Source organism: Caballeronia glathei (assembly GCF_000698595.1).
GTDB classification, from domain to species: Bacteria; Pseudomonadota; Gammaproteobacteria; order Burkholderiales; family Burkholderiaceae; genus Caballeronia; species Caballeronia glathei.
On record NZ_JFHC01000106.1, the window covers coordinates 1 to 17,153 of the forward strand.

31 protein-coding genes are annotated in these 17,153 nt (G+C 59.6%); all 31 read left to right on the forward strand.

All coding sequences use genetic code 11. From position 1 onward, the window contains the following. The first annotated feature begins 165 nt into the window (after window positions 1-165). The 31 genes from rpsJ (at window position 166) to dsbD (ending at window position 17,124) form a co-directional block, all read left to right on the forward strand. A complete protein-coding gene (gene rpsJ, locus BG61_RS35150) occupies window positions 166-477 on the forward strand; it encodes a 30S ribosomal protein S10 (protein ID WP_006998489.1) in 312 nt (103 codons plus the stop codon). Window positions 478-663: 186 nt separating this feature from the next. Further along, window positions 664-1,323 carry a 50S ribosomal protein L3 gene (rplC, locus tag BG61_RS35155; protein ID WP_051673012.1) on the forward strand — a complete coding sequence of 220 codons (660 nt, stop codon included), beginning with the start codon at window positions 664-666 and terminating at the stop codon, window positions 1,321-1,323. Further along, on the forward strand, window positions 1,323-1,943 hold the full coding sequence (gene rplD, locus BG61_RS35160; RefSeq protein WP_035933093.1) for a 50S ribosomal protein L4: 621 nt from the start codon (window positions 1,323-1,325) through the stop codon (window positions 1,941-1,943). Before rplC ends, rplD begins: the two co-directional genes overlap by 1 nt. Continuing rightward, window positions 1,940-2,254 carry a 50S ribosomal protein L23 gene (gene rplW, locus BG61_RS35165; protein ID WP_035933091.1) on the forward strand — a complete coding sequence of 105 codons (315 nt, stop codon included), beginning with the start codon at window positions 1,940-1,942 and terminating at the stop codon, window positions 2,252-2,254. The genes rplD and rplW overlap by 4 nt, the downstream gene beginning before the upstream one ends. Window positions 2,255-2,256: 2 nt before the next feature. Further along, complete coding sequence (gene rplB / locus BG61_RS35170) at window positions 2,257-3,084, forward strand: 50S ribosomal protein L2 (protein ID WP_035933088.1); 828 nt, start codon at window positions 2,257-2,259, stop codon at window positions 3,082-3,084. 10 nt (window positions 3,085-3,094) lie between these two features. After that, window positions 3,095-3,370: a 30S ribosomal protein S19 gene (gene rpsS / locus BG61_RS35175; protein WP_016346476.1), complete on the forward strand. Its 276-nt coding sequence runs from the start codon at window positions 3,095-3,097 to the stop codon at window positions 3,368-3,370. 12 nt (window positions 3,371-3,382) lie between these two features. Next, on the forward strand, window positions 3,383-3,712 hold the full coding sequence (rplV, locus tag BG61_RS35180; RefSeq protein ID WP_011490054.1) for a 50S ribosomal protein L22: 330 nt from the start codon (window positions 3,383-3,385) through the stop codon (window positions 3,710-3,712). Window positions 3,713-3,723: 11 nt separating this feature from the next. Next, the gene (gene rpsC / locus BG61_RS35185; protein ID WP_035933080.1) at window positions 3,724-4,530 is read left to right on the forward strand and encodes a 30S ribosomal protein S3; all 807 of its coding nucleotides are present in this window, start codon (window positions 3,724-3,726) and stop codon (window positions 4,528-4,530) included. Window positions 4,531-4,532: 2 nt separating this feature from the next. After that, on the forward strand, window positions 4,533-4,949 hold the full coding sequence (rplP, locus tag BG61_RS35190; RefSeq protein WP_031361576.1) for a 50S ribosomal protein L16: 417 nt from the start codon (window positions 4,533-4,535) through the stop codon (window positions 4,947-4,949). A gap of 10 nt (window positions 4,950-4,959) precedes the next feature. Further along, the gene (rpmC, locus tag BG61_RS35195) at window positions 4,960-5,154 is read left to right on the forward strand and encodes a 50S ribosomal protein L29 (protein WP_035933103.1); all 195 of its coding nucleotides are present in this window, start codon (window positions 4,960-4,962) and stop codon (window positions 5,152-5,154) included. Further along, the gene (rpsQ, locus tag BG61_RS35200; RefSeq protein ID WP_035933074.1) at window positions 5,151-5,423 is read left to right on the forward strand and encodes a 30S ribosomal protein S17; all 273 of its coding nucleotides are present in this window, start codon (window positions 5,151-5,153) and stop codon (window positions 5,421-5,423) included. The genes rpmC and rpsQ overlap by 4 nt, the downstream gene beginning before the upstream one ends. A gap of 288 nt (window positions 5,424-5,711) precedes the next feature. Continuing rightward, window positions 5,712-6,080 carry a 50S ribosomal protein L14 gene (gene rplN, locus BG61_RS35205; RefSeq protein ID WP_006052212.1) on the forward strand — a complete coding sequence of 123 codons (369 nt, stop codon included), beginning with the start codon at window positions 5,712-5,714 and terminating at the stop codon, window positions 6,078-6,080. 10 nt (window positions 6,081-6,090) lie between these two features. Beyond that, window positions 6,091-6,399, forward strand: a complete 309-nt coding sequence (gene rplX / locus BG61_RS35210; RefSeq protein ID WP_035933069.1) for a 50S ribosomal protein L24 — start codon at window positions 6,091-6,093, stop codon at window positions 6,397-6,399. 14 nt (window positions 6,400-6,413) lie between these two features. Continuing rightward, on the forward strand, window positions 6,414-6,953 hold the full coding sequence (gene rplE, locus BG61_RS35215; RefSeq protein WP_035933066.1) for a 50S ribosomal protein L5: 540 nt from the start codon (window positions 6,414-6,416) through the stop codon (window positions 6,951-6,953). 7 nt (window positions 6,954-6,960) lie between these two features. Continuing rightward, the gene (gene rpsN, locus BG61_RS35220; RefSeq protein WP_014192473.1) at window positions 6,961-7,266 is read left to right on the forward strand and encodes a 30S ribosomal protein S14; all 306 of its coding nucleotides are present in this window, start codon (window positions 6,961-6,963) and stop codon (window positions 7,264-7,266) included. Window positions 7,267-7,280: 14 nt separating this feature from the next. After that, window positions 7,281-7,676 (forward strand): 30S ribosomal protein S8, encoded by a 396-nt coding sequence (gene rpsH, locus BG61_RS35225; RefSeq protein ID WP_035933062.1) that lies wholly within the window; start codon window positions 7,281-7,283, stop codon window positions 7,674-7,676. Window positions 7,677-7,694: 18 nt separating this feature from the next. Further along, window positions 7,695-8,228, forward strand: coding sequence for a 50S ribosomal protein L6 (gene rplF, locus BG61_RS35230; protein ID WP_035933059.1), 534 nt, complete (start codon window positions 7,695-7,697; stop codon window positions 8,226-8,228). Window positions 8,229-8,240: 12 nt separating this feature from the next. Next, complete coding sequence (gene rplR / locus BG61_RS35235; protein ID WP_035933057.1) at window positions 8,241-8,606, forward strand: 50S ribosomal protein L18; 366 nt, start codon at window positions 8,241-8,243, stop codon at window positions 8,604-8,606. Between the two features lie 14 nt (window positions 8,607-8,620). Then, the gene (rpsE, locus tag BG61_RS35240; RefSeq protein WP_007180127.1) at window positions 8,621-9,139 is read left to right on the forward strand and encodes a 30S ribosomal protein S5; all 519 of its coding nucleotides are present in this window, start codon (window positions 8,621-8,623) and stop codon (window positions 9,137-9,139) included. Window positions 9,140-9,153: 14 nt separating this feature from the next. Beyond that, window positions 9,154-9,336 carry a 50S ribosomal protein L30 gene (gene rpmD, locus BG61_RS35245; protein ID WP_035933051.1) on the forward strand — a complete coding sequence of 61 codons (183 nt, stop codon included), beginning with the start codon at window positions 9,154-9,156 and terminating at the stop codon, window positions 9,334-9,336. A gap of 30 nt (window positions 9,337-9,366) precedes the next feature. Continuing rightward, window positions 9,367-9,801, forward strand: coding sequence for a 50S ribosomal protein L15 (gene rplO / locus BG61_RS35250; RefSeq protein WP_035933048.1), 435 nt, complete (start codon window positions 9,367-9,369; stop codon window positions 9,799-9,801). A gap of 43 nt (window positions 9,802-9,844) precedes the next feature. Then, a complete protein-coding gene (secY, locus tag BG61_RS35255) occupies window positions 9,845-11,191 on the forward strand; it encodes a preprotein translocase subunit SecY (RefSeq protein ID WP_035933046.1) in 1,347 nt (448 codons plus the stop codon). Between the two features lie 9 nt (window positions 11,192-11,200). Then, complete coding sequence (gene infA, locus BG61_RS35260) at window positions 11,201-11,419, forward strand: translation initiation factor IF-1 (RefSeq protein ID WP_004521905.1); 219 nt, start codon at window positions 11,201-11,203, stop codon at window positions 11,417-11,419. A gap of 20 nt (window positions 11,420-11,439) precedes the next feature. Further along, complete coding sequence (rpmJ, locus tag BG61_RS40825; protein ID WP_004199844.1) at window positions 11,440-11,556, forward strand: 50S ribosomal protein L36; 117 nt, start codon at window positions 11,440-11,442, stop codon at window positions 11,554-11,556. 41 nt (window positions 11,557-11,597) lie between these two features. Beyond that, the gene (rpsM, locus tag BG61_RS35265) at window positions 11,598-11,963 is read left to right on the forward strand and encodes a 30S ribosomal protein S13 (RefSeq protein ID WP_035933040.1); all 366 of its coding nucleotides are present in this window, start codon (window positions 11,598-11,600) and stop codon (window positions 11,961-11,963) included. A 28-nt stretch (window positions 11,964-11,991) separates the two neighbouring features. Further along, entirely contained in the window at window positions 11,992-12,396 is a 405-nt protein-coding gene (gene rpsK / locus BG61_RS35270) for a 30S ribosomal protein S11 (protein ID WP_017777173.1), read from the forward strand. A 144-nt stretch (window positions 12,397-12,540) separates the two neighbouring features. Next, window positions 12,541-13,164, forward strand: coding sequence for a 30S ribosomal protein S4 (rpsD, locus tag BG61_RS35275; RefSeq protein ID WP_035933035.1), 624 nt, complete (start codon window positions 12,541-12,543; stop codon window positions 13,162-13,164). Between the two features lie 124 nt (window positions 13,165-13,288). Beyond that, the gene (locus BG61_RS35280) at window positions 13,289-14,266 is read left to right on the forward strand and encodes a DNA-directed RNA polymerase subunit alpha (protein ID WP_035933032.1); all 978 of its coding nucleotides are present in this window, start codon (window positions 13,289-13,291) and stop codon (window positions 14,264-14,266) included. Between the two features lie 139 nt (window positions 14,267-14,405). Next, complete coding sequence (gene rplQ / locus BG61_RS35285) at window positions 14,406-14,801, forward strand: 50S ribosomal protein L17 (RefSeq protein WP_035933029.1); 396 nt, start codon at window positions 14,406-14,408, stop codon at window positions 14,799-14,801. A 150-nt stretch (window positions 14,802-14,951) separates the two neighbouring features. Then, window positions 14,952-15,296: a divalent-cation tolerance protein CutA gene (gene cutA, locus BG61_RS35290; protein ID WP_174479761.1), complete on the forward strand. Its 345-nt coding sequence runs from the start codon at window positions 14,952-14,954 to the stop codon at window positions 15,294-15,296. Continuing rightward, window positions 15,289-17,124 (forward strand): protein-disulfide reductase DsbD, encoded by a 1,836-nt coding sequence (dsbD, locus tag BG61_RS35295; protein WP_035933027.1) that lies wholly within the window; start codon window positions 15,289-15,291, stop codon window positions 17,122-17,124. Before cutA ends, dsbD begins: the two co-directional genes overlap by 8 nt. Window positions 17,125-17,153 lie beyond the last annotated feature (29 nt).

The following is a 17,153-nucleotide window of genomic DNA, read 5'->3' on the forward strand; positions in this document are numbered from 1 at the left end:
TGTCGTTGCGAAGATTATCGAGTAAAATCTCCGTCTTGCCTGTAGTTGCCGTAACGAAGTAATGTGCCCCGGGGCCGGGCGTCCTCCCTCAGCGGACGCCCGGCCTCACGCTCTTTTGCCAAATCGGCGGTGCAATACCGCCTCGCTCTTTTTCAAGGAATCGTCATGCAGAACCAGAAAATCCGCATTCGCCTCAAGGCATTCGACTATCGTCTGATCGATCAATCGGCAGCCGAAATCGTCGATACCGCGAAGCGGACTGGCGCTATCGTTCGTGGTCCGGTGCCGCTGCCGACCCGTATTCAACGTTTTGACATCCTGCGTTCGCCGCACGTCAACAAGACGTCGCGCGATCAGCTCGAAATTCGTACGCACCAACGCCTGATGGACATCGTCGATCCGACGGACAAGACCGTGGACGCGCTGATGAAGCTCGACCTGCCGGCTGGCGTGGACGTCGAAATCAAGCTGCAGTAAGGCAGCGAGCGCCGCCAGGAACGTCTGGTGGCGCTAAGTCTTTGATTGCTTGCGGAAAACGAAAGGCCTTGCTATACTTCAAGGCTTTTCGCGCATTTGCGTAAAAAAGCCGGCTCGATCTACGCGAAAGACGCCGGCATTTTGTAAATCAGCCCCGACCAATCGCAGTCGGGAATGGAGAAAACGATGAGCCTTGGACTCGTAGGTCGCAAGGTTGGTATGACCCGTATCTTTACGCCTGAAGGGGATTCGATTCCCGTCACCGTACTGGACGTGTCGGACAACCGCGTGACGCAGATCAAGACCGTTGAAACGGATGGTTATACCGCCGTTCAGGTTGCATTCGGTACTCGCCGCGCATCGCGCGTGACGAAGCCGCTGGCAGGTCACCTTGCCAAAGCCGGTGTTCAAGCCGGTGAAGTCCTCAAAGAATTCCAAATCGATGCTGCCAAGGCTGCCGAGCTGTCGAACGGCGCCGTGATCGGTACGGATCTTTTCGAAGTCGGGCAGAAAGTCGATGTGCAGGGCGTGTCGATCGGTAAGGGCTACGCCGGTACCATCAAGCGCTACAACTTCGCATCGGGCCGCGCATCGCACGGTAACTCGCGTTCGCACAACGTCCCGGGTTCGATCGGTATGGCGCAGGATCCGGGTCGTGTTTTCCCGGGTAAGCGCATGACGGGTCACCTCGGCGACGAAGCCGTCACGGTTCAGAACCTCGTCATCGCTCGTATCGACGCCGACCGCAACCTGCTGTTGGTTCGCGGTGCCGTGCCTGGTGCCAAGGGTGGAAAGGTTTTTGTGACGCCTGCTGTCAAGGCGCGTGCTGTGAAAGGAGCGAAATAATGGAACTTAAGCTCCTGAATGCCAATGGTCAGGAAGGCGCAGGCGTGAGCGCGTCGGACGTCGTGTTCGGTCGCGATTACAACGAAGCCCTGATCCATCAGGTCGTCGTGGCTTATCAGGCCAACGCGCGCAGCGGTAACCGTGCGCAGAAAGACCGTGAGCAAGTCAAGCACACGACCAAGAAGCCGTGGCGTCAAAAGGGTACGGGCCGCGCTCGTGCCGGTATGTCGTCGAGCCCGTTGTGGCGCGGCGGTGGCCGTATCTTCCCGAATTCGCCGGAAGAAAACTTTTCGCACAAGGTCAACAAGAAGATGCATCGCGCAGGTCTCTGCTCGATCTTCTCGCAGCTGGCCCGTGAAGGCCGTATTTCGGTGGTCGACGAGCTGACGCTCGAAGCGCCGAAGACCAAGCTGTTGGCCGACAAATTCAAGGCAATGGGTCTCGACTCCGTGTTGGTCATCACCGATACGGTCGACGAAAACCTGTACCTCGCGTCGCGCAACCTCGCCCATGTGGCAGTTGTCGAGCCGCGTTACGCCGACCCGCTCTCGTTGATCTACTTCAAGAAGATCCTGATTACGAAGGCTGCGGTCGCCCAGATCGAGGAGTTGCTGTCATGAGCGAGATTCGCAAAAACGATCATCGTTTGATGCAGGTCCTGCTCGCGCCGGTGGTCTCCGAGAAGGCGACGCTGGTGGCCGACAAGAACGAGCAAGTCGTGTTCGAAGTCGCGCCCGATGCCACGAAGCAGGAAGTGAAGGCTGCTGTCGAGCTGCTGTTCAAGGTGGAAGTCAATTCCGTCAATGTGCTGGTCACGAAGGGCAAAGCCAAGCGCTTTGGCCGCTTCATGGGCAAGCGCAAGGACGTGAAGAAGGCGTATGTCTGCTTGAAGCCCGGCCAGGAAATCAACTTTGAAACGGAGGCCAAGTAATCATGGCAATCGTAAAAGTTAAGCCGACTTCGCCGGGACGCCGCGCGATGGTCAAGGTGGTGAACAAGGACCTGTACAAGGGCAAGCCGCACGCAGCGCTGCTCGACTCGCAGTCCGTCACCGCCGGCCGTAACAACAACGGCCGCATCACGACCCGTCATAAGGGTGGTGGTCACAAGCAGCATTACCGTCTCGTCGATTTTCGTCGCAACAAGGACGGAATTCCGGCGAAGGTCGAGCGTCTCGAGTACGACCCGAACCGTAGCGCGAACATCGCGCTGGTTCTGTACGCAGACGGCGAACGCAAGTACATCATCGCTCCGAAGGGTGTGACGGTTGGTCAGCAACTGATGTCCGGTTCGGAAGCTCCGATCCGCGCAGGCAATACGTTGCCGATCCGTAACATTCCGGTCGGTACGACGATTCACTGCGTCGAAATGCTGCCGGGCAAGGGCGCGCAGATCGCGCGTTCGGCTGGTACGTCGGCGATGCTGCTGGCTCGCGAAGGCACCTACGCGCAGGTTCGTCTGCGTTCGGGCGAAATCCGCCGCGTGCACATCGAGTGCCGCGCGACGATCGGTGAAGTGGGCAACGAAGAACACAGCCTCCGCCAAATCGGCAAGGCAGGCGCGAATCGTTGGCGCGGTATCCGCCCGACGGTGCGCGGCGTTGCAATGAACCCGGTCGATCACCCGCACGGTGGTGGTGAAGGTAAGACGGCAGCAGGTCGCGATCCGGTCAGCCCGTGGGGCACGCCGACGAAGGGTTATCGCACCCGCAGCAACAAGCGCACGACGACGATGATCGTCCAGCGCCGTCACAAGCGCTAAGGAGTAGGCAATGGCACGTTCTATTAAAAAAGGTCCGTTCTGCGACGCCCATTTGCTGAAGAAAGTTGAGGCGGCAGCAGCTTCGCGTGACAAGAAGCCGATCAAAACCTGGTCGCGTCGTTCGACGATTCTGCCCGACTTCATCGGTCTGACGATTGCCGTGCACAACGGCCGTCAACACGTTCCGGTGTATGTGTCGGAAAACATGGTCGGCCACAAACTTGGCGAGTTCGCACTGACCCGTACGTTCAAGGGTCATGCAGCCGACAAGAAGGCCAAGAAATAAGGGGCTATCAAGATGGAAGTGAAAGCAATTCATCGCGGTGCCCGCATCTCGGCGCAGAAAACGCGCCTTGTGGCTGACCAGATCCGTGGTTTGCCGGTCGACAAGGCGCTGAACGTTCTGACGTTCTCGCCGAAGAAGGCGGCGGGTATCGTCAAGAAGGTCGTGTTGTCTGCGATCGCGAATGCGGAGCACAACGAAGGCGCCGATATCGATGAGCTCAAGATCACGAGCATTTACATCGACAAGGCAGCTTCGCTGAAGCGTTTTACTGCGCGCGCCAAGGGCCGCGGTAACCGCATCGAGAAGCAATCCTGTCACATCACTGTGACGGTCGGGAATTAAGGAGCCATACGATGGGACAGAAAATTCATCCGACTGGCTTCCGTTTGGCCGTCAGCCGTAATTGGGCGTCGCGTTGGTACGCCAACAACAACAATTTCGCGACGATGCTGCAGGAAGACATCGGTGTTCGTGAATACCTGAAGAAGAAGCTGAAGAACGCTTCGGTCGGTCGGGTCGTCATCGAGCGTCCGGCGAAGAACGCGCGCATCACGATTTACAGCTCGCGTCCGGGCGTTGTCATCGGCAAGAAGGGCGAAGACATCGAACTGTTGAAGTCGGAACTGCAGAAGCGCATGGGCGTTCCGGTCCACGTCAACATCGAGGAAATCCGCAAGCCGGAAACCGACGCGCAACTCATCGCCGATTCGATTACGCAACAGCTCGAGCGCCGGATCATGTTCCGTCGCGCGATGAAGCGTGCGATGCAGAACGCAATGCGTCTGGGTGCTCAGGGCATCAAGATCATGAGCGCTGGTCGCCTGAACGGTATCGAAATTGCCCGTACGGAATGGTATCGCGAAGGTCGCGTGCCCCTTCATACGCTGCGCGCCGACATTGATTACGCAACGTCGGAAGCGAAAACCACGTACGGCATCATCGGCGTGAAGGTGTGGGTCTACAAGGGCGACACGCTGGGCCGCAATGATGCACCGGTGGTGGAAGAAGTGGCCGAAGACAAGCGTCCGCGCCGCAACGCACGTCCGGGTGGCGATCGTCGTCCGCGTCGTGATGGTGAAGGTGGTGGCCCGGCAGGTGCACGCCGCGGCGCTCCTCGTCGTGCTGGCGGCGCCGGCGGCGACGGGAAGACTGGAGAATAACGATGCTGCAACCGAAACGCAGAAAGTATCGCAAAGAGCAAAAGGGTCGTAACACCGGCAAGGCGACGCGCGGCAACGCAGTGTCGTTCGGTGAGTATGGTCTGAAGGCGATCGGTCGCGGCCGTCTGACCGCGCGCCAGATTGAAGCCGCACGTCGTGCAATGACGCGTCACATCAAGCGCGGCGGCCGCATCTGGATCCGCATTTTCCCGGACAAGCCGATCTCGCAAAAGCCGGCTGAAGTACGGATGGGTAACGGTAAGGGTAACCCGGAGTACTACGTCGCAGAGATTCAACCGGGCAAGATGCTGTACGAAATGGACGGTGTTACCGAAGAACTGGCACGTGAAGCGTTCCGTCTGGCTGCAGCGAAGCTGCCGCTCAAGACGTACTTCGTTTCGCGCCAGCTCGGCGCCTAAGGAGTGAATGATGAAGGCTTCTGAACTTCACCAGAAAGACCAGGCCGCGCTCAACAAAGAGCTGACGGACCTGCTGAAGGCGCAATTCGGCCTGCGCATGCAACTCGCGACCCAGCAGCTCACGAACACGAGCCAGCTGAAGAAGGTTCGTCGCGACATCGCACGTGTGCGGACCGTCCTGACTGAGAAGGCGAACCAGAAATGAACGATAGCGTAAAAACCTCGCTCAAGCGGACGCTGGTCGGCAAGGTCGTCAGCAACAAGATGGACAAGACTGTCACCGTGCTGGTCGAGCACCGTGTTAAGCATCCGATCTACGGCAAGTACGTCGTGCGTTCGAAGAAGTACCACGCGCATGACGACGCGAACACGTACAACGAAGGCGATCTCGTCGAAATCCAGGAAACCCGTCCGATTTCGAAGACGAAAGCCTGGGTTGTGTCGAAGTTGCTCGAAGCGGCTCGCGTGATCTAAGCGACACATGCGGTAAATGTAGTATCGCAGTAACTTTCGCTTGCAAGGCCGGGATTATGAGTTATAATCTCGGTCTTCCCTCTTTGTGGGAGCCCCGTCGCGGGCGAAGTTGGTGGGGGAAGCCGGTCCGGGCGCCATGCCTGTATCGACAGATTCACCGGATTGCGATGGCGGGTTTCGTCTGCCCTCGCTGCCTGTTCCAACCCAAGCAGCCGATTGGCTGACGGGACCAAGACTGACCGGGTGCGCCATGGTGGTGCAGTCGGATTAAGTTGGGAAAGATAAACCATGATCCAGACCGAAACTCGGCTTGAAGTGGCCGACAACACGGGTGCGCGTGAAGTCATGTGCATCAAGGTGCTCGGCGGCTCGAAGCGTCGTTACGCTAGCATTGGCGACATCATCAAGGTGACCGTCAAGGAAGCAACGCCGCGCGGACGCGTGAAGAAGGGCGAAATCTACAACGCTGTGGTCGTTCGTACGGCCAAGGGCGTGCGCCGCCAGGACGGCTCGCTGATCAAGTTCGACGGCAATGCCGCCGTTCTTTTGAACGCGAAGCTCGAACCTATCGGTACGCGTATTTTCGGGCCGGTCACGCGTGAACTGCGTAGCGAACGATTCATGAAGATCGTTTCGCTCGCGCCGGAAGTGCTGTAAGGGAGTCGCGATGAACAAGATTCGCAAGGGTGACGAAGTCATCGTCATCACCGGCAAGGACAAAGGCAAGCGTGGTGTCGTGCTGGCCGTTGGGGAAGAGCGTGTGACCGTCGAGGGCATCAATCTCGTCAAGAAGCACGTGAAGCCGAACCCGATGAAGGGTACGACGGGCGGTGTGGAAGCCAAAACGATGCCGCTGCATATTTCGAACGTCGCACTGGTCGACGCGAATGGCAAGGCGTCGCGAGTGGGCATCAAGGTCGAAGGCGACAAGAAGGTTCGCTTCTTGAAGTCGACGGGCGCCACGCTCAACGCCTGACGCGGAGTTAAAAAATGGCTCGTCTGCAAGAATTTTATAAAGAGAAGGTTGTACCCGGCCTCGTCGAGAAGTTCGGTTACAAGTCCATCATGGAAGTGCCGCGCATCACCAAGATCACCCTGAACATGGGTCTTGGCGAGGCCGTCGCCGACAAGAAGATCATCGAAAACGCCGTTGGCGACCTGACGAAGATTGCTGGCCAGAAGCCGGTGATCACGAAGGCGCGCAAGGCAATCGCTGGCTTCAAGATTCGACAGGGTTACCCGATCGGCGCGATGGTTACGCTGCGCGGTCAGGCCATGTACGAATTTCTGGACCGTTTCGTGACGGTTGCGCTGCCGCGTGTGCGCGACTTCCGTGGCGTGTCGGGCCGCGCATTCGATGGCCGTGGCAACTACAACATCGGTGTGAAAGAGCAGATCATTTTCCCCGAAATCGACTACGACAAGATCGACGCGCTGCGTGGGCTGAACATCAGCATCACGACGACCGCGAAGACCGACGACGAAGCAAAGGCGCTGCTCGCCAGCTTCAAGTTCCCGTTCAGAAACTGAGGTTACCGTGGCTAAACTGGCACTGATCGAACGTGAAAAGAAGCGTGCACGCCTCGCAGCCAAGTACGCTCCCAAGCGTGCTGAACTGAAGGCCGTCATCGACGACGCGAGCAAGTCGGATGAAGAGCGTTACCTCGCTCGCCTGGCTCTGCAGCAACTGCCGCGTAACTCGAACCCCACTCGCAAGCGTAACCGCTGCGCGATCACGGGTCGTCCGCGTGGCACGTTCCGCAAATTCGGACTGGCGCGCAGCAAGATTCGTGAAATCGCGTTCCGCGGCGAAATCCCTGGCCTGACCAAGGCGAGCTGGTAATAGGAGAAACATAAATGAGCATGAGTGATCCTATCGCCGATATGCTGACTCGCATCCGCAATGCGCAGATGGTCGAGAAGGTTTCGGTGACTATGCCCTCGTCAAAAGTCAAGGTTGCGATTGCGCAGGTTTTGAAGGACGAAGGTTATATCGACGATTTCGCAGTGAAGTCCGAAGGTGCGAAGTCGGAATTGAATATCGCGTTGAAGTACTACGCTGGCCGTCCGGTTATCGAGCGCCTCGAGCGCGTTTCGAAGCCCGGGCTGCGCGTGTACCGCGGTCGCAACGACATCCCGGTCGTGATGAACGGTCTGGGCGTTGCCATCGTGTCGACGCCGAAGGGTGTGATGACCGATCGCAAGGCGCGCCAGACGGGCGTCGGCGGCGAAGTCATCTGCTACGTCGCTTAACCGAAAAGGAGAAGAAACATGTCTCGAGTAGGTAAGAGCCCGATCGCGCTGCCGCAAGGCGCCGAAGTGGCCCTGAGCGGCGAAGTCATCACCGTGAAGGGTCCGCTGGGCACCATTTCCCGCGCGGCCAATCCGCTGGTGAAGGTTGCGAACGAAAACGGCACGCTGAACTTCACGCCGACCGACGAAAGTCGTGAAGCGAACGCGATGTCCGGCACGATGCGCGCGCTGGTGGCGAACATGGTGAGTGGCGTTACGAAGGGTTTCGAGCGCAAGCTGACGCTGGTTGGCGTTGGTTATCGTGCACAGGCGCAGGGCGACAAGCTGAACCTGTCGCTGGGTTTCTCGCACCCCGTGGTGCACCAGATGCCGGAAGGCGTCAAGGCTGAAACCCCGACGCAAACCGAAATCGTGATCAAGGGGATCGACAAGCAGCAAGTTGGCCAAGTGGCTGCGGAAGTGCGCGGTTACCGTCCGCCGGAGCCCTACAAGGGCAAGGGCGTGCGCTATGCCAACGAGGTTGTGATCCTCAAAGAAACGAAGAAGAAGTAAGGGTGCGCAATCATGGATAAGACTCAATCTCGCCTGCGCCGCGCTCGTCAGACGCGCATCAAGATCGCTGAACTGCAGGTCGCGCGTCTCGCCGTGCATCGCACGAACACGCATATCTATGCGCAAGTGTTCTCGCCGTGCGGCACCAAGGTGCTGGCAAGCGCGTCGACGCTCGAAGCGGAAGTTCGCGCTGAACTGGCCGACAAATCGGGCAAGGGCGGCAACATTAATGCTGCGACCTTGATCGGCAAGCGTATTGCTGAAAAGGCCAAGGCTGCCGGCGTCGAATCCGTCGCCTTTGACCGCTCGGGTTTCCGCTACCACGGCCGCGTGAAAGCGCTGGCTGATGCGGCGCGCGAAGCCGGGCTCAAGTTCTAAGGGAAGAATTCGTCATGGCAAAGATGCAAGCGAAAGTTCAGGCTGACGAACGCGACGACGGCCTGCGCGAAAAGATGATTTCGGTCAACCGCGTGACCAAGGTTGTGAAGGGCGGCCGGATTCTCGGTTTCGCCGCTCTGACCGTGGTTGGTGACGGCGATGGCCGCATCGGCATGGGCAAGGGCAAGGCGAAGGAAGTTCCGGTTGCCGTTCAGAAGGCGATGGAGCAGGCCCGCCGCAACATGTTCAAGGTGCCGCTCAAGAACGGTACGTTGCAACACGAAGTGCACGGCAAGCATGGCGCATCCGCAGTCCTCCTCGCTCCGGCGAAGGACGGTACGGGCGTGATCGCGGGCGGCCCGATGCGCGCAGTGTTCGACGTGATGGGCGTGCAAAACGTGGTGGCGAAGAGCCACGGCTCGACGAACCCGTACAACCTCGTTCGTGCAACGCTCGACGGTCTGCGCAAGCAGTCGACGCCGGGTGACATCGCGGCGAAGCGCGGCAAGTCCGTCGAAGATATTTTGGGCTAAGCCTCGAGGTCACCATGTCTGATAAAACTGTCAAGGTTCAGCTCGTCAAGAGCCTGATTGGGACCCGCGAATCGCATCGTGCAACGGTGCGTGGCCTGGGCCTGCGCCGACTCAACTCGGTCAGCGAACTGCAGGATACGCCGGCAGTTCGCGGGATGATCAACAAGGTCTCGTACCTTGTCAAAGTCATCAACTGAGCGGCTGACTAGGGATTCAAGGAGTTGAATATGGATTTGAATAACCTGAAGCCGGCAGAAGGCGCGAAGCATGCAAAGCGTCGCGTCGGTCGCGGTATCGGCTCCGGCCTCGGCAAGACTGCGGGTCGCGGTCACAAGGGACAAAAGTCGCGTTCGGGCGGTTTCCACAAGGTCGGCTTCGAAGGCGGTCAGATGCCTTTGCAGCGTCGTCTGCCGAAGCGTGGCTTTACCTCGCTGACGAAGGAATTCGTCGGTGAAGTGCGCCTGTCGGATCTGGAAAAGCTGCCGGTCGACGAAATCGATTTGCTGGCACTGAAGCAGGCTGGTCTGGTCGGCGAGCTCATCAAGAGCGCGAAGATCATCAAGACCGGTGAGCTGACGCGCAAGATCACGGTGAAGGGCCTCGGTGCTACCAAGGGCGCCCGTGCTGCAATCGAAGCCGCTGGCGGCTCGTTCGCCGAGTAACGCGCGTTATTGCGGTTACTAGCACTAGCATCGGAGAAGGTTCTTGGCTAACAGCCCGAGTCTCGCAAAACCCGGTCGAAGCGCGGCGAAGTTTGGCGATCTGCGTCGGCGGGCAGTCTTTCTGCTGCTGGCGCTGATTGTCTACCGTATCGGTGCGCACATTCCGGTGCCGGGTATCGACCCGGACCAACTGGCAAAGCTGTTCCAGAGCCAGTCTGGCGGCATCCTTGGCATGTTCAACATGTTCTCGGGTGGCGCGCTTTCGCGGTTTACGATTTTTGCGCTGGGCATCATGCCCTACATTTCGGCGTCGATCATCATGCAGTTGATGTCGATCGTGTCGCCGCAAATGGAGGCGCTGAAGAAAGAGGGACAGGCGGGGCAGCGCAAGATCACGCAGTACACGCGGATCTTCACGGTGGTACTCGCCACGTTCCAGGCGTTTGGTATCGCGGTTGCGCTGGAGAATCAGCCGGGCCTGGTACTCGACCCTGGCATGGTCTTTCGCCTGACGACGGTTGTCACGCTGGTGACCGGCACAATGTTCCTGATGTGGCTGGGTGAGCAGATCACGGAGCGCGGTCTCGGTAACGGCATTTCGATCATCATCTTCGGCGGGATTGCAGCGGGATTTCCGAATGCGATCGGTGGCCTGTTCGAACTGGTTCGCACCGGCTCGATGAGCATCATTTCGGCCATCATCATTGTGGTTCTGATTGCGGCGGTCACGTATCTGGTTGTGTTCATCGAACGCGGTCAGCGCAAGATCCTCGTTAATTACGCCAAGCGCCAGGTCGGTAACAAGATTTACGGTGGCCAGTCTTCGCATTTGCCGCTGAAGCTCAACATGTCGGGTGTGATTCCGCCGATCTTTGCGTCGTCGATCATCCTCTTCCCGGCAACCATCCTGAACTGGTTCAGTTCCGGAACGCGGACCGGCTGGTTCGCAAACACGCTGCACAACGTAGCCGAGGCGCTTAAGCCGGGCCAGCCTGTGTACGTGTTGCTGTACGCGTTGGCGATCGTTTTCTTCTGCTTCTTTTACACCGCGCTGGTGTTCAACAGCCGGGAAACGGCCGACAACCTGAAGAAGAGCGGTGCATTCGTTCCTGGAATCCGCCCAGGCGACCAGACCGCACGGTATATCGACCGCATCCTCACGCGTCTTACGCTGGCCGGTGCGATCTACATCGTGTTCGTATGCTTGCTGCCTGAGTTTTTGGTGCTGCGCTGGAACGTGCCGTTTTATTTTGGTGGAACGTCGCTGCTGATCATTGTCGTCGTCACGATGGACTTCATGGCGCAGGTGCAGTCGTACGTTATGTCGCAACAGTATGAGTCGCTGCTTAAGAAGGCCAACTTCAAGGGCGGCAACGTCCCGATGCGCTGATTAAGGATTATGGCCAAAGACGATGTAATCCAGATGCAGGGTGAGGTGATTGAAAACCTTCCCAATGCTACTTTCCGGGTGAAATTGGAAAATGGCCATGTGGTTCTGGGGCATATTTCCGGGAAGATGAGGATGCACTACATCCGCATTCTTCCGGGCGACAAGGTTACGGTTGAGTTGACGCCTTACGATCTGTCTCGTGCACGGATCGTGTTCCGGGCGAAGTGATTTGAAAAAAGGGTAATATCATGAAAGTGATGGCATCGGTTAAGCGCATTTGCCGCAATTGCAAGATCATCAAGCGCAAGGGCGTTGTGCGCGTGATTTGCAGCTCTGATCCGCGCCACAAACAGCGTCAAGGCTGAACGCCGCGCTTTTGCTCGCGCTTTTCGTTTGAGGAAAAACAATGGCTCGTATCGCAGGGGTTAACATCCCGAACCACCAGCATACCGAAATCGGCCTGACGGCTATCTTCGGTGTCGGCCGCACGCGCGCTCGCAGCATCTGCGTCGCATCTGGTGTGGAATTTTCGAAGAAGGTCAAGGACCTCACCGACGCAGACCTCGAAAAGCTGCGTGACGAGGTGGGCAAGTTCATCGTCGAAGGCGACCTGCGTCGTGAAGTGACGATGAATATCAAGCGCCTGATGGATCTGGGCTGCTACCGTGGCGTGCGCCATCGCAAGGGTTTGCCCATGCGCGGCCAGCGTACGCGCACGAATGCCCGTACGCGTAAGGGTCCGCGTCGTGCAGCGCAATCGCTGAAGAAGTAAGCGAGACTGACAGTTACAGGAAAACGTAATGGCTAAGGCTTCGAACAACACCGCGGCGCAACGCGTTCGCAAGAAGGTCAAGAAGAACGTCGCCGAGGGCGTGGTTCACGTTCACGCGTCGTTCAACAACACCATCATCACGATCACCGATCGTCAGGGCAACGCACTCGCCTGGGCGACGTCGGGTGGCCAGGGCTTCAAGGGCTCGCGTAAGTCGACGCCGTTTGCAGCTCAGGTCGCAGCCGAATCGGCTGGCCGCGTGGCGATGGAGTACGGCGTGAAGAACCTTGAAGTGCGGATCAAGGGCCCTGGCCCTGGCCGCGAATCGGCGGTGCGCGCGCTGCATGGTCTTGGCATCAAGATCACCGCGATCTCCGACGTGACGCCTGTCCCGCACAACGGCTGCCGTCCGCCGAAGCGTCGTCGTATCTAAGGCGCCGCTGCCGCAAACGTCCTGCTGGTGCTAGCGCGCCGGCGGGTTGCTTGCGTTATGAATTTGACTAAGCCCACCGTTCGACCCAAAGGGTTCGGACTAGCGCGGACGGAAGTTCGCGTGATCAATTTTTAAGGATGCAAAGTGGCACGCTATACCGGTCCTAAAGCCAAGCTGTCCCGCCGTGAAGGCACTGACCTCTTCCTGAAGAGCGCGCGTCGTTCGCTCGCTGACAAGTGCAAGCTCGATAGCAAGCCTGGTCAGCATGGCCGCACGTCGGGTGCTCGTACGTCCGACTACGGTACGCAGTTGCGCGAAAAGCAGAAAGTCAAGCGCATCTACGGCGTGCTCGAGCGCCAGTTCCGCCGCTACTTCGCCGAAGCCGATCGTCGCAAGGGACCGACGGGTGAAAACCTGCTCCAGTTGCTCGAATCGCGTCTCGACAACGTCGTGTATCGCATGGGCTTCGGCTCGACGCGCGCAGAAGCGCGTCAGCTCGTGAGCCACAAGTCGATCACGGTTAACGGCCAGGTTGCGAACATTCCGTCGCTGCAAGTGAAGGCAGGCGATGTGGTCGCTGTTCGCGAGCAGTCGCGCAAGCAGGCTCGTATCGTCGAGGCGCTTTCGCTGGCCGAGCAAGGCGGAATGCCGAGCTGGGTTGCGGTCGATGCCAAGAAGTTCGAAGGCACGTTCAAGGCAATGCCGGAACGCAGCGATATCGCTGGCGACATCAACGAAAGCCTGATCGTCGAATTGTATTCGCGGTAATCGGATTAGCGGCCGGGGGACCCTGATTGCCGAAGGCAAGGGGTGGCCTCGGCTGTTTATTTTCAGGTTGTTACCGGTCAGCCTTATCGGTGTAACGAGCCGAGGGTATTGAAAAGGAAAACCTATGCAAACCAGTTTGTTGAAGCCCAAGATTATCGCAGTTGAATCGCTTGGCGAAAGCCACGCGAAAGTGGTCATGGAGCCGTTCGAACGCGGTTACGGCCACACCTTGGGTAACGCGCTTCGGCGCGTGTTGCTGTCGTCGATGGTGGGCTATGCCCCGACCGAAGTGACGATCGCAGGCGTCGTGCACGAATACTCGACGCTCGATGGTGTGCAAGAGGATGTGGTCAACCTGCTGTTGAACCTGAAGGGCGTCGTTTTCAAGCTGCACAACCGCGACGAAGTCACGGTAACGCTGCGCAAGGAAGGCGAAGGTGTCGTCACGGCTGGCGATATCGAACTCGCGCATGATTGCGAGGTCATCAATCCGGATCACGTGATTGCCCATCTGTCGAAGGGCGGCAAGCTCGACGTGCAGATCAAGGTCGAAAAGGGCCGCGGGTATGTGCCGGGCAATGTGCGTCGCTACGGCGAAGATTCGGCCAAGATCATCGGCCGCATCGTGCTGGACGCTTCGTTCTCGCCGGTTCGCCGCGTGAGCTATGCGGTGGAAAGCGCGCGCGTCGAGCAGCGCACCGACCTCGACAAGCTCGTGATGAATATTGAAACCAACGGCGTGATCTCGCCCGAGGAAGCAATTCGTCAGTCGGCTCGAATCCTGGTCGATCAACTGTCCGTCTTCGCCGCACTGGAAGGCACCGAAGCAGCGGCGGAAGCGCCGTCGCGCGCGCCGCAGATCGATCCGATCCTGCTGCGTCCGGTGGATGATCTGGAACTCACGGTTCGCTCGGCGAACTGCCTGAAGGCCGAGAACATCTACTACATCGGCGACCTGATCCAGCGTACGGAAAACGAACTGCTGAAGACGCCGAACCTTGGCCGCAAGTCGCTGAACGAAATCAAGGAAGTCCTGGCATCGCGCGGTCTGACGCTGGGCATGAAGCTCGAAAACTGGCCGCCGGCTGGTCTCGACAAGTAAGTTTTACGTTGTATGCATGACTGGCGAAGACGCGGATTTTCCTTTAAAATCCGCGTCTTGCCTTTTTCTCGACCGGCCCGTGCGCTCACCAGAAGCGCAATAGAAGAGCTGGATCAAAACTCGTAACCAGGAAATCAAAATGCGCCATAAACATGGTCTGCGGAAACTGAACCGCACGAGCAGCCACCGTCTGGCTATGCTCCGTAACATGTCGAACTCGCTGATCGAGCACGAAGTCATCAAGACGACGCTGCCGAAGGCGAAGGAACTTCGTAAGGTCGTCGAGCCGCTGATCACGCTCGGCAAGAAGCCGTCGCTGGCAAACCGCCGCCTGGCGTTCAACCGCCTGCGCGATCGCGATTCCGTCGCGAAGCTGTTCGACGTGCTCGGCCCGCGCTACGCAAGCCGTCCGGGTGGCTACCTGAGCATCCTGAAGTTCGGTTTCCGCGTCGGCGACAATGCGCCGATGGCGCTGGTCCAACTGATGGACCGTCCGGAAATCGCTGAAGCGGAAGAAGTGCAGGAAGCTGAATAAGCGTCCGCTGCGCACAGTAGGTAAAAAGGCCAGGCTCTGCCTGGCCTTTTGCTTTTCGGCGCTCGTGTTCCTGCCGCGTATCCAGAAAACATGCAGATTTCGCGTCGATGCTACGATACGTTGGTCTCCGTGTCCGGCACGAAATTCGCCATGAAGCTTCCGTTGAACACCGCCGTGGTTCTGTTCCTGACCACGCTGCCCGACGCCGACGCAGCCGATGTCCTCGCCCGAAAGGTCCTGGAATCCCGGCTCGCAGCGTGCGTAACGCAGCTCGGCGCGGTCCGTTCGCGGTATCACTGGCAGGGCAAGCTGGAGACGGCGGAGGAGATCCAGGTCCTCTTCAAGACGAGCCTCGTTCGCAGCGCGGAGCTTCAGCGCTTCATCGAGTCGAACCATCCTTACGAAACGCCCGAAATTCTCTCGTGGCAGGCGGACGCGTCGCCGGCTTACGGGCAGTGGGTCATCGCAGAAACGCAACGTCCTCTTCATGCTTAAGCTTCATGACGCTTTCCTGCGTCGACTATCGGCCGCGATCGCACTTTTGTTGTCCTGCTTGTTCGTGCTGCTCGGCGGGGCGACCGTCGCCCACGCCGCCGACGATTTTCTCGATCCCGCCGTCGCGTTCAAATTCAGCGCCACGGAGCGTCCGGGCGAAATCGAGGTGCGGTATAAGGTCGCAGATGGCTACTACATGTATCGCGAGCGGTTTGCATTCGCGGTAAAGAACGGCGCTGCAACGCTCGGCGAGGCGCAATTGCCGGCCGGCAAGGTCCACTTCGATCAGACATTCAACAAGGACGTCGAGACCTATCGCGGCGATCTCGTCATCCGGATTCCCGTGAGGCAGGCGAGCGGCCCGTTCGATCTCGCCGTGACGTCGCAGGGATGCGCGGACCAGGGCATCTGCTATCCGCCGATGGAGCGCATATACCGCGTGAGCGGCGCGGCGTTAAAGGCGGCGGACGCGAACGCTGCCGCCGCGGCGCCTTCTGCCAGCGATGCGCCCTGGTATGACCGCGCGACGAACGCCGACTACGCACAGTCGCTGCTCGAGGATGGCGGCTTTTTCGCGGTCATCGGGCTGTTCTTCGTGGCCGGCGTGGTTTTGAGCCTGCTGCCGTGTTCATACCCGATGATTCCGATTCTCTCGGCGATCATCATCGGCGAAGGCGCCCGCGTGACGCGGGCACGCGGGTTCGGGTTGTCGGTCGCCTATGTGTTCGGAATGGCGCTCGTCTACACCGCGCTCGGCGTGGCGGCCGCGCTGATCGGGCAAAGCCTGGGCGCGTGGCTGCAGAATCCCTGGGTGCTCGGCGCGTTCGCCTCGCTGCTGACGATATTCGCGCTCACCCTGATCGCCGGCTACGACATCACCCTGCCGGAGCGCTGGCAGAGCGGCGTGAACCAGGCGTCGCAGAAACGCTCCGGCGGCAAGCTCGCGGCGGTCGTCGTGATGGGCGCCTTGTCGGCGCTGGTAGTCGGCGCGTGCATGACGGCGCCGCTCTTCGCCGTCCTCGCGTTCATCGCGCATACGGGCAATGCCGTGCTCGGCGGCGCCGCATTGTTCTCGATGGGCATCGGCCTCGGTGTGCCGCTCCTGATCATCGGGCTCGGCGCGGGTTCGCTGCTGCCGCGCGCCGGTACGTGGATGGACGGCGTCAAGGTCTTCTTCGGCGTTGTGCTGCTGGCGGCTGCCTTGTGGATCGTGTGGCCGGTTCTCGGCGGCGTCGCGCAAATGCTGCTCGGTGCGCTGTGGCTGCTGATCGCTGCCGCGGCCCTCGGTTTGTTCGCAGCCGGAACGGCGACCGTCACCATCTGGCGCCGCCTTGGCCGGGGCCTCGGCGCCGCGCTCGCCATCTGGGCCGCGACGCTGCTCGTGGGTCTCGCCGCCGGTTCGACCGATCCGCTGCGGCCGCTCGCCGTGTTCGCGGCGCGCGGCACACCGAACGCGGAAGCGCAGACGCAAGGCCCGGTGTTCGCGCGGGTGCGCACGTCGACGGAACTCGATCTCGCCGTCAAAGCCGCCGCCCGTCCGGCGATGCTCGACTTCTACGCGGACTGGTGCGTCTCATGCAAGGAGATGGAGCATCTGACGTTCAGCGATCCGCGCGTGCGCGAGCGGCTCGCGCAGCTCAATCTGCTGCGCGCGGACGTGACGGCCAACAACGCGGACGATCAGGCATTGCTCAGGCGCTTCAAGCTGTTCGGCCCGCCCGGCATCATCTTCTTCGATGCACAGGGCAACGAGGTGGCACGTGTCGTCGGTTATGAGCCGGCGGACAAGTTCCTGAAGAGTCTGGACAAGGCGGCGGCGCGGACCTGATCCGTAAGCGCCCGGTGATGGCATCTTGA

What these genes read in the sequence shown, in the direction of transcription:
- rpsJ (WP_006998489.1), top strand. Translation starts at nt 166, where the DNA reads ATGCAGAACCAGAAAATCCGCATTCGCCTCAAGGCATTCGACTATCGT.
- rplC (WP_051673012.1), top strand. Translation starts at nt 664, where the DNA reads ATGAGCCTTGGACTCGTAGGTCGCAAGGTTGGTATGACCCGTATCTTT.
- rplD (WP_035933093.1), top strand. Translation starts at nt 1,323, where the DNA reads ATGGAACTTAAGCTCCTGAATGCCAATGGTCAGGAAGGCGCAGGCGTG.
- rplW (WP_035933091.1), top strand. Translation starts at nt 1,940, where the DNA reads ATGAGCGAGATTCGCAAAAACGATCATCGTTTGATGCAGGTCCTGCTC.
- rplB (WP_035933088.1), top strand. Translation starts at nt 2,257, where the DNA reads ATGGCAATCGTAAAAGTTAAGCCGACTTCGCCGGGACGCCGCGCGATG.
- rpsS (WP_016346476.1), top strand. Translation starts at nt 3,095, where the DNA reads ATGGCACGTTCTATTAAAAAAGGTCCGTTCTGCGACGCCCATTTGCTG.
- rplV (WP_011490054.1), top strand. Translation starts at nt 3,383, where the DNA reads ATGGAAGTGAAAGCAATTCATCGCGGTGCCCGCATCTCGGCGCAGAAA.
- rpsC (WP_035933080.1), top strand. Translation starts at nt 3,724, where the DNA reads ATGGGACAGAAAATTCATCCGACTGGCTTCCGTTTGGCCGTCAGCCGT.
- rplP (WP_031361576.1), top strand. Translation starts at nt 4,533, where the DNA reads ATGCTGCAACCGAAACGCAGAAAGTATCGCAAAGAGCAAAAGGGTCGT.
- rpmC (WP_035933103.1), top strand. Translation starts at nt 4,960, where the DNA reads ATGAAGGCTTCTGAACTTCACCAGAAAGACCAGGCCGCGCTCAACAAA.
- rpsQ (WP_035933074.1), top strand. Translation starts at nt 5,151, where the DNA reads ATGAACGATAGCGTAAAAACCTCGCTCAAGCGGACGCTGGTCGGCAAG.
- rplN (WP_006052212.1), top strand. Translation starts at nt 5,712, where the DNA reads ATGATCCAGACCGAAACTCGGCTTGAAGTGGCCGACAACACGGGTGCG.
- rplX (WP_035933069.1), top strand. Translation starts at nt 6,091, where the DNA reads ATGAACAAGATTCGCAAGGGTGACGAAGTCATCGTCATCACCGGCAAG.
- rplE (WP_035933066.1), top strand. Translation starts at nt 6,414, where the DNA reads ATGGCTCGTCTGCAAGAATTTTATAAAGAGAAGGTTGTACCCGGCCTC.
- rpsH (WP_035933062.1), top strand. Translation starts at nt 7,281, where the DNA reads ATGAGCATGAGTGATCCTATCGCCGATATGCTGACTCGCATCCGCAAT.
- rplF (WP_035933059.1), top strand. Translation starts at nt 7,695, where the DNA reads ATGTCTCGAGTAGGTAAGAGCCCGATCGCGCTGCCGCAAGGCGCCGAA.
- rplR (WP_035933057.1), top strand. Translation starts at nt 8,241, where the DNA reads ATGGATAAGACTCAATCTCGCCTGCGCCGCGCTCGTCAGACGCGCATC.
- rpsE (WP_007180127.1), top strand. Translation starts at nt 8,621, where the DNA reads ATGGCAAAGATGCAAGCGAAAGTTCAGGCTGACGAACGCGACGACGGC.
- rpmD (WP_035933051.1), top strand. Translation starts at nt 9,154, where the DNA reads ATGTCTGATAAAACTGTCAAGGTTCAGCTCGTCAAGAGCCTGATTGGG.
- rplO (WP_035933048.1), top strand. Translation starts at nt 9,367, where the DNA reads ATGGATTTGAATAACCTGAAGCCGGCAGAAGGCGCGAAGCATGCAAAG.
- infA (WP_004521905.1), top strand. Translation starts at nt 11,201, where the DNA reads ATGGCCAAAGACGATGTAATCCAGATGCAGGGTGAGGTGATTGAAAAC.
- rpmJ (WP_004199844.1), top strand. Translation starts at nt 11,440, where the DNA reads ATGAAAGTGATGGCATCGGTTAAGCGCATTTGCCGCAATTGCAAGATC.
- rpsM (WP_035933040.1), top strand. Translation starts at nt 11,598, where the DNA reads ATGGCTCGTATCGCAGGGGTTAACATCCCGAACCACCAGCATACCGAA.
- rpsK (WP_017777173.1), top strand. Translation starts at nt 11,992, where the DNA reads ATGGCTAAGGCTTCGAACAACACCGCGGCGCAACGCGTTCGCAAGAAG.
- BG61_RS35280 (WP_035933032.1), top strand. Translation starts at nt 13,289, where the DNA reads ATGCAAACCAGTTTGTTGAAGCCCAAGATTATCGCAGTTGAATCGCTT.
- rplQ (WP_035933029.1), top strand. Translation starts at nt 14,406, where the DNA reads ATGCGCCATAAACATGGTCTGCGGAAACTGAACCGCACGAGCAGCCAC.
- cutA (WP_174479761.1), top strand. Translation starts at nt 14,952, where the DNA reads ATGAAGCTTCCGTTGAACACCGCCGTGGTTCTGTTCCTGACCACGCTG.
- dsbD (WP_035933027.1), top strand. Translation starts at nt 15,289, where the DNA reads ATGCTTAAGCTTCATGACGCTTTCCTGCGTCGACTATCGGCCGCGATC.